This is a genomic window from Nonomuraea sp. NPDC049400, assembly GCF_044466425.1.
GTDB lineage: Bacteria > Actinomycetota > Actinomycetes > Streptosporangiales > Streptosporangiaceae > Nonomuraea.
The window spans coordinates 1-13044 of record NZ_JBITMP010000001.1 but is presented as its reverse complement, the minus strand read 5'-3'; the positions used below and the strand labels follow the sequence as shown (position 1 = coordinate 13044).

Annotated in this window: 7 protein-coding genes; 1 reads left to right on the top strand and 6 read right to left on the bottom strand. The window is 72.9% G+C overall.

The features are described 5' to 3' along the window. Genes ACIBVN_RS00035 through ACIBVN_RS00025 form a run of 3 tightly spaced genes read right to left on the bottom strand, consistent with a single transcriptional unit; the run spans position 1 to position 5854 of the window. The gene (locus tag ACIBVN_RS00035) at positions 1-885 is read right to left on the bottom strand and encodes an NAD-dependent epimerase/dehydratase family protein (protein WP_397130912.1); all 885 of its coding nucleotides are present in this window, start codon (positions 883-885) and stop codon (positions 1-3) included. A gap of 49 nt (positions 886-934) precedes the next feature. Further along, positions 935-4735 (bottom strand): AAA family ATPase, encoded by a 3801-nt coding sequence (locus ACIBVN_RS00030; protein WP_397130910.1) that lies wholly within the window; start codon positions 4733-4735, stop codon positions 935-937. Then, positions 4736-5854 (bottom strand): exonuclease SbcCD subunit D, encoded by a 1119-nt coding sequence (locus ACIBVN_RS00025; RefSeq protein WP_397130908.1) that lies wholly within the window; start codon positions 5852-5854, stop codon positions 4736-4738. A gap of 107 nt (positions 5855-5961) precedes the next feature. Here ACIBVN_RS00025 and ACIBVN_RS00020 point away from each other — a divergent pair, with 107 nt between their 5' ends. Continuing rightward, positions 5962-7455 (top strand): alpha/beta hydrolase family protein, encoded by a 1494-nt coding sequence (locus ACIBVN_RS00020; RefSeq protein WP_397130906.1) that lies wholly within the window; start codon positions 5962-5964, stop codon positions 7453-7455. A gap of 366 nt (positions 7456-7821) precedes the next feature. Here ACIBVN_RS00020 and ACIBVN_RS00015 read toward each other — a convergent pair whose 3' ends face one another. The 3 genes from ACIBVN_RS00015 to ACIBVN_RS00005 all read right to left on the bottom strand — a co-directional run. Then, positions 7822-9753, bottom strand: coding sequence for a protein kinase (locus tag ACIBVN_RS00015; protein ID WP_397130904.1), 1932 nt, complete (start codon positions 9751-9753; stop codon positions 7822-7824). Positions 9754-9897: 144 nt separating this feature from the next. Next, positions 9898-12528 (bottom strand): BTAD domain-containing putative transcriptional regulator, encoded by a 2631-nt coding sequence (locus ACIBVN_RS00010; protein ID WP_397130902.1) that lies wholly within the window; start codon positions 12526-12528, stop codon positions 9898-9900. Positions 12529-12807: 279 nt separating this feature from the next. Next, positions 12808-13044, bottom strand: a 237-nt coding sequence (locus ACIBVN_RS00005; protein WP_397130900.1) for a hypothetical protein, incomplete at its 5' end; no start/stop codon positions are given.

Sequence of the window (13044 nt, the reverse complement as noted above, 5' to 3'; positions counted from 1 at the left end):
TCACCCCTGACGGGCACGCCCGTTCTCGTCCAGATAGTCGCGCCAGGAGCGCTTCGGGTTCCAGCCCAGCAGGTGGTGGGCCTTGGCGCAGGAGATGCCCGAGGCGTCCTTGCGGGCGAGCGGGCGCAGCTCGATCCGGTCGCCGTAGTGCTCGCGCAGCGCGGCGGCGAAGTCGTGCCCGCCCGCGTTGTCCGGCGAGGCGATGTAGAACACCTCGTGACCGGGCAGGCCGGACTCGGTGGCCAGGACGATCGCGTCCGCGAGGTCGTACACGTCGATGTAGCTCCACAGGCCCGCGCCGATCTCGGAGACGTCGCGGACCTGCGGGCCGAGGTTGCGCTCGTAGTTGCCCTCGTGCTGCACCCAGCTCGGCCGCAGCGAGATGCACCTGATGTCCGAGCGGCGCACCGCCGCGTCCATGAGCTGCTCGCCGAAGTGCTTGGCCAGCGCGTACGGGTCCTGCGGCCGGATCGGGTGCTCCTCGTCGACGGGCGCGTAGTCGGGCAGGAAGGGGCGCTCGGGGAAGAAGAAGCCGGGGACGGTCTCGCTGGAGATGTTCACGAAGCGGGAGACGCCGAAGCGGACCGCGGCTTCGATCATGTTGAACGTCGCCATCAGGTTGTTCTGGAAGACCACGTGCGGGGGGTTGGCGGTGGGGTCGGGGATGGCGGCGGCGTGCACGACCGCGTCGGCCCCGCGGACCACGGCGAACGCCTGCCCGGCGTCGGTCAGCTCGGCCTGCTGGTAGCGGGGCCTGCCGGGCTCGGGCCGCTCGAAGACGGGACGCGTGAGGTCCACGCCGGTCACTTCGTGACCGGCCTCGGCCAGCGCCTTGACGGCCGCACGGCCTACCTTGCCGTGGGCTCCGGTGACGACGACGCGCATGAGCTCTGCTCCTTAACGGGTTCGGTGCGAGCAATCTAGCGCGGGTCCCTCAGCCCACCCCGGCCAGGGCCAGGGTCGAGCCGGTGCGGGTCTTGGTGACCTTGAGCTGGGCGGTGATCCTCGACCGGAGCTCGGCGACGTGGCTGACGATGCCCACGGCCCGCCCGCCGTCGCGCAGCCCGTCGAGGATGTCCAGCACGCCGTCGAGGGTGTCCTCGTCCAGGGTGCCGAAGCCCTCGTCCACGAACAGCGTGCCGAGCTCCGCGCCCCCGGCCTCGGCCGTGACGACGTCGGCCAGCCCCAGCGCCAGCGCCAGTGAGGTGATGAAGCTCTCGCCGCCGGACAGTGTGGCCGGGTCGCGATCGACGCCGGTCCACCCGTCGGCCACCCGCAGCCCCAGCCCGCCGCCCGAACGCCCCCGGGACCCCGCCGTCTTCCGCAGGTCGTGCCGTAGCAGGTAACGCCCTGACGACATGTGGTCGAGCCGTTCGTTCGCGGCGTCCACCACCTGCCGCAGCCGCTCCCCCAGCACGAACGACGACAGGCTCATGCTCCACTGGTTGTCGCTGGACGTGCCGCTGGCCAGGGCCGCCATCCGCTCGGCCAGCCGGTGCCGCTCGGCCGCCGGTCGCCACTGCTCGATGCGCCCGGCCAGCTCGCCGTGCAGCTCCTCCAGCCGCCGCACCCTGGCCACGGCGCGGTCGCGCTCGCTCGACAGCCGCGTGTACGCCGCCTCCAGCCGGTCCCGCTCGCCCTCGATCGCCGCCAGGTCGGGCGCGGGCTCGGCGGCGGCCGCGATCAGCTCGGGCTGGGCCAGCACGCTTGTGACGGCGGCCTGCTCGTCGTCCAGCCGCCGCAACGCCTCGGCCTTGCGCTCCCGTTCGGCCGGACTCCTGAACGCCGCCTCCGCCTCCGCCACGTCCGCGAACCCCGCCTCGACGGCCGCCTCGGACGCGGCCTGCCCGGCTCTGAGCAGCTCGTCGCCGGCCGCCATCGCCGCCTGCGTGGCCTCCAGCGCCTCCCGGAGCAGCTCGGCCTCGTCGTGCAGCCTGGACAGGCGCGCGGTCAGGGTGGGATCGTCGCCCCGCGCCGCGTCCAGCCGCGCGCTCAGCCGCCCGGCGTCGCCGCTCAGCTCCTCATGCCTGGTGCGGCAGGCCGCCAGCCGGGCGGCGACCCGCCGGCCGCGCTCCTCCAGCTCCAGCCGTTCCCGGCTGAGCGCCGCCGCCTCCCGCGCCAGCACCGGCTCGTTGCCCGCCGACGCCCGCAGCCTGCGCAGCTCGCGCTCGGCCCGGTCCAGCACCGTGGGGCCGTCCAGGGCCGCCTGCACGGAGCCCTCTCCTTCGAGCGCCTCGCCCTGCGCATCGCGCGCAGCCGCCGCCTGCACCGCCGCACCCGCGTAGTCGAGCTCCCCAGGCATCGCATCGGCGCCGTTGAGCTCCCCGGACATCGCGTCCTCGCCGTCGAGCTCTCGCGGCATCGCATCGGCGCCGTCGAGCGAGCCGGGGCCGTCCTTCTCGGGAGCGCTGACGCGCCCGGCCGCGAGAGCCGGCTGCGTGGAGCCGTCGGCTGGGACCGGTGCCTGGGTGAGGCGGGTCAGGAGCCGGGCGCGTTCGGACTCCAGGTGGGTGCGGTGGGCGCGGTGGGCGGCGAGTCCCTCGGCGACCTCCCTGGCCTGATCCCGAACCCGTTCGCGCTCGCTCTCGATGCGGTCGAGTGCGGCGGCCAGGGCGGGCTCCCGGCCGGCCACCGCCTGGAGACGGGCCAGCTCCTGCTCGGCCCCCAGAACCTGCGCCTGCGCCGTCTCGACGTCCAAACCCTCGGTGACCTCGGCCGCGTCGGCGTGCCGGGACTCGAGGGAGGCCAGGGCGCGTTCGGCGGCCTCGCGTTCGGCCAGGGCGGCTTCGTGGGCGCTCTCGGCTGCGTGCTCGTCCTCCGGCGAAGGCGCGCTGGGGGCGGGAGAGGCGGGGTGAGGATGGTGGTCGGAGCCGCAGACCGCGCAGGGCCGGCCCTCGGACAGGTCGCGGGCCAGCTCCGCCGCCATGCCGTCGATGCGCGCCTGGCGCAGGTCCAGCCAGCGTTCGCGCAGGGTCTGGGCGTGGTCAACGAGCGCCTGGTGGGTGGCGACGGCCGCCTCCAGCTCCACGGCCAAGGCTTCGCGGCGGTGAGTGGCCTCCAGCGCGGCCCTGGCTGTGTCGAGGCCGGCGGACGCCGCCGGGATGGCCGCCGCCTGCGCCTGCACCTCCGCCAGCGCCGCGCCGGCGGCGGCGATGCGTCCTGGCAGCTCGGCCTCGGCGGCCGACACCTCGGCCTCGCGCTGTGCCAGCGCGTCGAGCTCCACGGCCAGCCTGGCCAGCTCGTCGTCGATCTCGATCAGGTGGGCGGCGGCATCGCGTACGGCCTGCGCGGCCGGGATCCTGGCGGCATCCATCCGCGCCTCGGCCAGCCTGCCCTCGGCCTGTTCGATGAGGCCGGGCAGGACCGCCAGCCGTGCGCCGACGGCCTCGTCGGCGCCGACCAGCTCGGCCAGCTCCGCCTCGACGCGCAGCAGGTCGCGCCGGACCACCGACAGCCTGGCCTCTTCGGTGAGCAGCTCCGACAACCGCGCGATCTCCGCCTGCCGCTCCCGCTCCAGCCCCGCCAACTGAGCCGCCGCAGGACCGCCCGCCAGGGATGACGTGCTTGAGTGACGACTTGAGGTCGGCGAGAGGCCGGTGGCGTCGCCCGGCTGCCGTTCCCGCTCCGCCTGGCGGGCCAGGAGGGGGCGGGCTCGGGCGAGGGCGTCGGCGGCCAGGGTGCGTGCCTTGGTGGCGGCCTCCGAACGTTGCCTGGCCACCGTGATGAGAGGCAGCACGCGATCGGCCCTGGCGGCGTCGTCGAGGATGGCCTGCAAGTCGGCCCGCTCATCCGCCCGCTCGTCGAGGATGTGGCGCCGGGTGAGCGCCTCGGCGTGACGGCGCTGCCGGTCGGCGAGGGCGGCGGCCTGCTCGAACCGCACCCGCGCCGAACGCAACGCCTGCCCGGCCGGCTCGTGCTGCTCATCGGCCCGCGTCACGACTGCCCGCGCCGCTTCGAGCAGCGCTCCCGCCCAGCGCAAGGGGTCCTCCTCGGGCGTGGGCACCCCGGCGTCGGCCCCGTCCCCGCCCGCGGCGCCATCGCCGGCGGACACACCACCGTGCAGGTCGTCGCCCGCCGCCTCCTCCACCCGCTTGATGGCGAAGTCCACCTGCTGCCGGAGCTCCTGCGCCTCCCGCCACGCCAGTTTCCGGTGCTCGGCCAGCCACGACTCGGCCTGGGTGAAGACCTTCACCGTGAACAGCCGCTCGAGCAGCTTGGCCCGATCATCCCCGTCCGCGCGCAGGAACTTGGCGAAATCCCCCTGGGGCAGCATCGCGACCTGGCAGAACTGGTCGGCGTTCATGCCCAGCAGCCCGCCCACCAGATCGCCCGCCTCGTCGAGCCTGGTCGTCAGCCCGTGCCACTCGGCCCCCTGCCACTCGGAGACGACGACCTTGGACTTCTCCTCCGTGAAACCGGTCCCGCGCAGCTTGGGACGTTGCCAGGCCGGTGAGCGCTGGATGCGGAGTAACCGGCCGCGGATGGACACCTCCAGCGTGACCGAGGGCCCGGTCGAGGGCGGGGCGTGGTCGCAGCGCAGGCTGCGGGCGCTGTTGCGCTGACCGGGCACCTGGCCGTAGAGGGCGAAGCAGAGCGCGTCGAGGATCGTGGTCTTGCCCGCCCCCGTGGGCCCGTGGACCAGGAACAGGCCCGCCTCGGCCAGCGCGTCGAAGTCGACCGTCTCGGAGCCGGGAAAGGACCCGAACGCCGTCAGCGAGAGCCGGTGCGGCCGCATCTACGCCATCGTCTCCTTCACCCTCGACGCCTCGATGGCCTGTCTTAGCAGGTCTTCCTCCTCAGGTGCGGCAGGCTCGCCGCGGACCTCCCTGACGAAATCAAGGGCCACCTCCGCCTCAGGACGCCCGCTGAGGCGTACGGGCTGGGCGGCGGTCGCGGCGCCGACCGGGTCGAAGGAGAGGGCGAGGGTGTGGGGGAAACGGGCGCGCAGCCGGTCCATGGCGGATTTTGGGCGGACGGCGTCGGTGAGCGTGACCTGCAGCCAGTGATCCTCGACCGCGGCATGTGCCGGGTCTGTCAGCAGGGCCTCGAGCTCGCCCCGCAGCCGCCCGACGGGCCGGGGCACAGGCGCCGGCACGAACTCCACCTCCTCCACCTCGGAGCCGAGCGTGACCAGCCACGACCCCTTGACCTGCCCGGCCTCCGAGAACGAGTAGGCCAGCGGCGAGCCCGAGTAACGCACGGTCTGCGACATCCGCTGCCGCCCGTGCAGATGGCCCAGCGCGACGTACGACACCCCGTCGAAGGCCGGCAGCGGAACATGCGCCACCCCGCCCACGCTGATGTCGCGCTCGCTGTCGCTGGCCTGCCCGCCGGTGACGAAGCAGTGCGAGAGCACCACCGAGGCGCGATGGCGCGCGGAATCGGCCCTGATGCGGTCCATCGCGTACGTGAGCGCGGCCGTGTGGCTCCGGTCGGGCAGCTCCCAGGCGGCGCGGACCAGCTCGGGCTCGAGGTAGGGGATGCCGTAGAAGGCCACGTCGTCCACCAGCACCGGCTCCCAGGCGAGGTCGGGCGAGGTGCGCACATGGACCCCTGCGGCCTCGAACAGCGCCGAGCCGAAGCGCAGCCGTAGCGCCGAGTCATGGTTGCCGCTGATCAGCACCACCCGCGCCCCGGCCGCGCGCAGCCTCGCGAGCGCCTCGTCGAGCAGCGCCACCGCGTCGACCGGCGGCAGCGCCCGGTCGTAGACGTCGCCCGCGACCGCCACCACGTCGACCCCCTCGGATCGCACCGTCTCCACCAGGTGGTCGACGAACGCCGCCTGCCCGGCGAGCAGGCTCTCCCGGTGGAAGGAGCGCCCCAGATGCCAGTCGGAGGTGTGCAGGATCCGCATGTCGCAGGAAGCTAACAGCTCTCACCGACAAATGCGGCCTCACCTGTCTCATGGGCCGGGAGTAAGCTGGAAGATCGGCGGGCAAACCAACCCACATGGGGAGGCCGATGCGCACTGGCCGTGGCACCTTGAGCGTCGCCGCCGGCCTGGTCCTGGTGGCTCTCGCGACGGTCGGATACGTGCTGCCACCCGCGTTCGATCCGCCGCCGCTCAAGGCGGATCCAGTCTTCCAGTCGATTCCGGCGCAGCCGCCGAGCGAGCTGCGGCCGGTGGTGGCAGTCGATCCCATCCGCAGGGAGGAGATCTCCATCGCGGCGGAGGGCCAGCGCCTGGACGGCACGCTCCGGGTGCCGCTGACGCCTGGGCGCCATCCGGCGCTGGTGTTCGTGTCGGGTTCGGGCAACGGGTCGCGGACGGAGTTCACGCCGCAGGCGGAGTTCCTGGCCAAGGCGGGCGTGGTCACGATGGCGTTCGACAAGCGCACGACCGGCTACGACTTCCGCCACAGGGACTTCTCGCTGCTCGCCGACGACGCGCTGCGCATGGTGGAGTTCCTGCGCGCGCGTCCCGAGGTGGACCCGGCGCGGATCGGCCTGTGGGGGGTCAGCGAGGGCGGTTGGGTGGTGCCGATCGCGGCGGCCAAGAGCACGGCGGTGGGGTTCGTGGTCCTGGTGTCGTCCCCGAACGTCTCCCCGCTCCGCCAGGTCGCCTGGGCGCTCAACGAGCAACTGCTCAGGCTGCACGCCCCGATCGGCGCCCGCGACCTGCTGACCAGAGCGATGGGCGGGGTCGGCTTCAACTTCCTGAGGTACGACGCGCAGCCGGCATTGAGCGAGGTCAAGCAGCCGGTTCTGGCCTTCTACGGCACGATGGACCCCTCGATCCCCTTCGTCGAGTCCACTCAGGCCCTCATCAAGGGACTACACAAAGCGGGCAACGACAACTACACGATCCGGTTCATGGCCAAGGGCGACCACGCCATGCGGGTGAACGGCGGCGAGTTCACCAAGGGCTATCTCGAGACCCTCACCAACTGGATCACCGGACTGCCCGGCACGGCCAGGTCCGCGCTGCACATGGCGGGCGCCAGGCCGGTGCAGCGGTTCGAGGCCAGCGACGTGCCGGCCGCCCCCTGGTACGCGGGCGGCACGATGCTGGGGCTGACGATCTGCCTGGCCGCCGTCGGCTACGTGGCGGGCCCGGTCGCGGCCATGGTCGTACGCCTGCGCGGGCGCAACCAGGTCCGCGCCGAGACCAACGCCACGCTGTGGCCGCCGATCAGACGCAGGCTGAACCGGATGGCCTGGACGGGCCTGGGCCTGCTGGCATCGGTGGTGGCGTTCATCACCTTGCTGGTGCTGTTCTCCGTCAACCAGGCGGGCGCCTGGCCCGCCGTGCTGGCGGGCTGGCTGGTCGTGCGGCTGCTGGCCGTGCTGATGCTGATTCAAGAGGTCACGGCGGTGGCGGCGTTCGTGTCCGCGCTGCGTGAGGGCATGCGGCCGGGCCGCTGGCAGCACGTGGCCGTGGCGGGCGTGCTGGGCGGCACCGGGCTCCTGCTGGTGGCGGCGGCCTACTACGGGCTGTTCTCCTTCCCCTGGTAGATGTAGGGGTGCCTAATTGGGAATCTGCGCGAATCCAGGTTGTCACCCATGGTGGAGATCATCTGGGAGAAGTACCCCTGGTCGCCGGGCAGGAGCAAGCGCGGCGGTGGTTGCAGTTCACGGCCGACATCGGGAGTGCGCCGAACGCGATCACGGCGTATGGCTGGGCGCTTGTCATCGTGGCCGAGCTCGTCCGGCGTATCCCGAACCGGTCACCTCGGCGTTCGACCTGCTCACCGCACGCGAGCGACAGGTGCTCCACCATCTGGCGCCGGGGGCTCGGCATCGCCGGGATCGCCTGCTCCGGGCCGAACGGATTGTCGGCTCGCGGTGAGTCGGTCACGTTCCAGGAGGTCACCAAGCACGTCACCCCGGTGCTGCGGTCAGGGCGAGGTCGTCCACGGTCACCGTGACGGGGGTGTCGGTGGCCGTACGGGACAAGAAGGTCAGGACGCCGGCCCCACCCGGGACCTGGAGTCCGGAGGTCGCGTCCGTGACGGAGAGCAGCCAGTCCGGCTCGGGCGCGCCGATGGCCCAGACCTTGCCGCGGATCGTGGTCGGCGACGTGCCGGTGACCTGGACGCGTACTCGCATCGCGATGCCCGCGCCCGCTGTCAGCCCGGGGACCCGCAGTGGCTGTGCGAGGTCGATCTCACTGCGGCCCGCCTCGAAGCGGATCAGCTGGAACAGGACCTTGCCGTTGGGCCGCAGGCTCACGTGCGCCCGGTAACCCCCCACTGTCGGGACCCTGCGTCCCACGGCGGACACGTAGATCCCGCCACCGGTGGGGGGCTTGTCGCCGGCGAAGGTGAAGCTGAGGTCGGTTCCGCTCTCCTTCACGCCGTCCAGGTACGCGCTGGAGCCGGCTCCGGAGGTCATCGTGATCCGGCCCTTCTTGCCGTCCACCGAGTAGCCGCTCGCCGGAACGCCGACCGACCAGTGACGCTCCCCGTCGTCCGTCGTACCGAATCCGGTGCTGACCGTACGCCCGAACGTGTCGGACACCCGCAGCCCCCCGCCCCGGACCGCCGACGGCCCCGGACTCGCCGACCCGCTGGGCGAGACCTCCCGTGAGCCCGACGGTGAGGCCGATGAGGGCTCGGTGGAGGTGGGGGCGGAAGCGTCGGGACGTGAGGCGGCCGAGGAGCCCGGCTCACCGGTACGTGAAGACGCCTGGGACCCCGTCCCGCCGAACGGCCGCAACCAGGCGAGCGCCCCCACCACGACCGCGAGCAGTGCCGCCGCCACGGCGAGCGCGGCACGGCGGCCCCGCCCAGCGCTCCACCCGATGAGCACCGGGGCCCGTGAGGAGGGCGGGGCCGTCGGCTCCCCGGCCGGTCCCGCGGTGCCCCCACGACCGGTGGGTTCCGCGGTGTCCCCACGACCGGCCGCCCCGGCGAGATCCCGACCGCCGGCCGGGTCCGGCGTTCCCCGATCGCCGGCCGGTTCGGCGGCGAGGCGGCTGCCCAGGCTGGTGAGCTCCACGATCGACCGGCCGCGGCCACCGGAGACCGGGTCGATCAGGCGGGACAGCAGCTCGCCCGCCGCCGGCCGGTGCGAAGGGTCCTTCTCCAAGGCGGCGGCGATCGAGCCGCGCAACGGCGGCGGGACCGCTGACAGATCCGGTTCGTGGGTGACGATGCGGTTCAGCACGTCCGCGATGCCCGCGGCGGCGAACGGGGAGGTGCCGGTGGCGGCGAAGACCATGGTGCCCGCCCAGGCGAAGACGTCCGAGGCGGGCAAGGCGGGGGCGCCGCTCAGCTGTTCGGGCGCGAGGTAGGCAGGGGTGCCGATGAGTCCGCTGGTCATGGTCGTGACACCGTCCGCGCGGGCGATGCCGAAGTCGACCACCCGGGGACCGTCCGGGCCGAGCAGCACGTTGCTCGGTTTGAAGTCGCGGTGCACGACGCCGGCCGCGTGGATGGCGGCCAGGGCCGTCGTGGTGCCGACGGCCAGCCGTTCCAGCTCGCCGCCGTGCAGGGGGCCGTGCTCGTGCACCCGTTCCGCCAGCGTCGGCCCGTCCACGAACTCGCTCACCACGTACGGCCGCGGCCCGTCCGGCACGGCCGTGAGCACGCGGGCGGTGCAGAAGGGCGCCACGCTCTCCACCGCGGCCAGCTCGCGGGCCAGACGGGCACGGGCCTCGGCGTCGGCCCTGATCAGCACCTTCACCGCCACCCGCTGCCCACCTGCGTCGCGGGCCAGGTAGACGATTCCCTGGCCGCCTTCACCGAGTCGGCCCAGCAGCTCGAACTCACCCAGACTCGGAGGATCCTCAGGGGCAAGAGGGGCAACCATGCTCCATACGGTACTGATCCGCTCAACCAAGTGTGAGACGTCTAGGCCGTGCTCCCGCGTCCAATGTGACGAGCTCGCCCTTCCTCGCGAACGCGGCGGCCACCACCCCGCCGAACCGTGAGAGCAGGCCGTCACACCAGGCCGTCACACCAGGGCGGCGAGTAGGTCCAGCGCGGTCGCCCTGCCGGATTCGTCGGCGATGCCGTCGAAGATCTTGAACGCGTCCTCGGCCAGCTTGCGCGCCGCGTCGCGGTCGCCCTCAGCCCGGTTGACCCGGGCCAGCGCCAGCAGCGCGTGCCCGTCCAGCAGCCGGTCGCCGAGCCGTACGGCGATGGACCTGGCCCGCTGCGCGCAGTCCCTGGCGTCGGGCACCCGCCGCTGCGCCAGCCGTGCCGCGGCCAGCTCCAGCAGGGTGTCGGCGTGCCGGTGCCGGTCGCCCGCAGCATCGAAGAAGCCTGCCGCGGCGGCGAGCCGGTCGGCTGCCTCGTCGGGGCGGTCGGCCCGCCGCAGCACCGCGCCAAGCGCCTGCTGCGCCTCGGCGCCGGACCTCCCGCCGCTGAAGGCGTGCAGAGAGGAGGTCAGCTGGCGTTCTGCCTCGTCCAGACGGCCCTGTTCCAGGTACACCTGGCCGATCCTGCGCCGGACCTGCGCGGCCTCCTTGCCGCTGGACGTACCGAGGCTCGTGAACGTCCCGAGCGCCCGCGTGAGCAGATCCAGCGCCTCCGTCCACCGGCCCTCGGCCCGGCACAGGTCGCCCTGGTCGCGCAGGAGCAGCGCCTCGGCGCGAGCGTCACCCGTGCGCCGAGCCGCCGCGAGGCCGGTCTCGGCGACCGGCCGCCAGTCGTCCAGGAAGCGCCGCCGTTCCAGGAACGGGCCCAGCAGATGCGCGAGCCGCCACGCGCCCTCGTCGAGCCCGGCCCCGTACAGGTCGCCGACCAGGGCGGCGAGGAACGCGCGCTCGGCGAGGAGCCACTCGACCGACTCCTTGATGTCCCTGGTCACGAAGCTGCGCATGGTCGGCTCACCGGAGACCAGCGGGAACCGGGACCCCTGCACCCGGGCGATCACGACGGCCTGGAGCCGCGCGAGCGCGTCCCGTACCGCATGCACGCCCTCCTCCTCCACCAGCCGCTCGCGGGCATAGAGCCGGGTCAGGTCGTGCATGCGGTAGCGGACCTGGCCCGCCACGTCCACGGTGTGCGCCTCCAGCAGGCCGGCGTCCACGAGCGTGTCGGCCTGGTCGCCGAAGGCCTGGGCGGCCCAGTCGGCGACGTCGGGGGCCGACAGCGCACCCAGCAGCCGCACCATGCGGCGCGCCGGCGTGGGCAGGCCCTCGTAGCCGACCGCGTACACGCTGCGGACCGTCTGGTCGCCCGAGTGAAGGCGGTCCAGCCGCCCGCGCTCGTCCTCCAGCAGGCCCGCGAGGTAGGCAGGGGTCCAGCCTGGTCTGGTGGCCAGGCGGGATCCGGCGATGCGCAGCGCGATGGGCAGGCCGCCACAGAACCGCATCAGCTCCCGCACCCCGCCGTCGTCCGCCCGTTCCTCGCCGATGAGCTTGACGAGCAGGTCACGGGCCTCGTCGTCGTCCAGGACGCCCAGCGGCAGCCGTACGGCGCCGGTCAGCCCGCCGAGCGCCGACCGGCTGGTGATCACGGTGGGGCACGAGGTGAGCAGCGGCCGTACCTGGGACTCGTCGGCGGCGTCGTCCAGCACGACGAGCATGCGGCGGTTGGCGGTGTAAGTGCGCAGCAGCCGCTGCCGCTGGCCCTCCGATGCCGGTACCGCCTGGGCCGGGCAGCCGAGCCAGCGCAGGAAGTCCTCCAGGATCGCGCCGGGCCGGGTGGACTCGCGCAGGTCCGTGTACAGGATCCCGTCGGGGAAGCGCTCCCTGTGCCGCCACGCGGCGCGTACGGCGAGCGCCGACTTGCCCACCCCGGCCGGGCCGTGCACGACGACCAGGCCGGACAACACCTGGTCGAGCAGGTCGGCGCGGCCAGTGAAGTGGGCGACGTCCCGCGGCAACAGCACCGGCGGGCCCGCGGAGACGTGCAGCATGACGTCGTCGTGCAGCATGCGGTGATAGAGCAGCTGCAGCTCGGGGTCGGGCTCGATGGCGTGCCCGCCGTCGAGCTCGTCGCGCAGCGCCGTGTACGCGGCCAGCGCCTCCACGCGCCGCCCGCTGCGATAGAGCGCCAGCATGAACTGGCCGCGGAAACGCTGCCAGAGCGGGTGCTGCGCGACCAGCCCCCGCACCTCGGACAGCAGCTCGCGGTGCCGGCCCGCGTCCAGGTCGAGCTCGATCCGACGCTCCAGGGCGAGCAGGCGAAGCTCTTCGAGCTCCTCGCGCAGCCGCCCGGTCTCGGCCCAGCGCCTCGCGTCAGGATCCACGTCCGCCAGAACCGGCCCGCGCCACAGGCCCAGCGCCTCCCGCAGCTTCCCGCCGTCACGCCCGGACAGCCCTTCCTGTACGAGCCGGCGGAAGCGACCGACGTCGAGCTGATCGTCGTTGACGGCCAGCGTGTACGTGCCGGACACGGTGGTGATGACGTCCTTGCCGATCAGCTGCCGGAGCCGGCCGATGTAGCCGCGGATCAGCGAATCTGACCGGTCGCCCTCCTCCAGCGGCCACAGCAGCTGTCGCAGCCGCTCGACGGTGAGCGGGCGGCGGGCGTTGAGCACGAACATCGCCAGCAGGTCACGGTGCTTCGGCGCGGTGGGGGTGCGATCCTCGGCGCCGTCACGTACCGACAATGCCCCCATAATCCGAAATTCCATGACAAATCCCCGGGTGCGGCGGGCAGGACGTGACGTCAAAGCCTCCACGATCCCACAGCTCCGCACCTCGCACCCGGGATTCCACACCGTTCCCGGCCAGTGAGCAGGTGTCAGTTTCCGAAGTCGAGTGCACGGATATGCGTTCCACGTCGGCCCGGTCCGCGATCACCACCACCGGCTCGCCGCGGCCGCACTACGAATCACCTGTGCCGGACACGGGCGCAGCCCCCGCTGGGGCTGCCCGCACCACTGAACGTGACCGGTCTCCCACTCGTGCGGTCACTTGACGTGTGGATAGGCGACCATGGTGTTTGTGGAGTCATCCCAGAACAGACCGTATCCGGAGTAGTCACCGAAGGGAGCCACAACATAGTCGCCGGGCTGGACCTGGCCTGTGGCGAGATCGACGGTGACCCGAGGATCGGCCTGGTCGGCAGTCGAGGCGCCGATACCGAAGGCGACGCCGTCATCGGTCACACCGGTCAGATGGACCGGCTTGTCCTGGTCGGTCTCCTC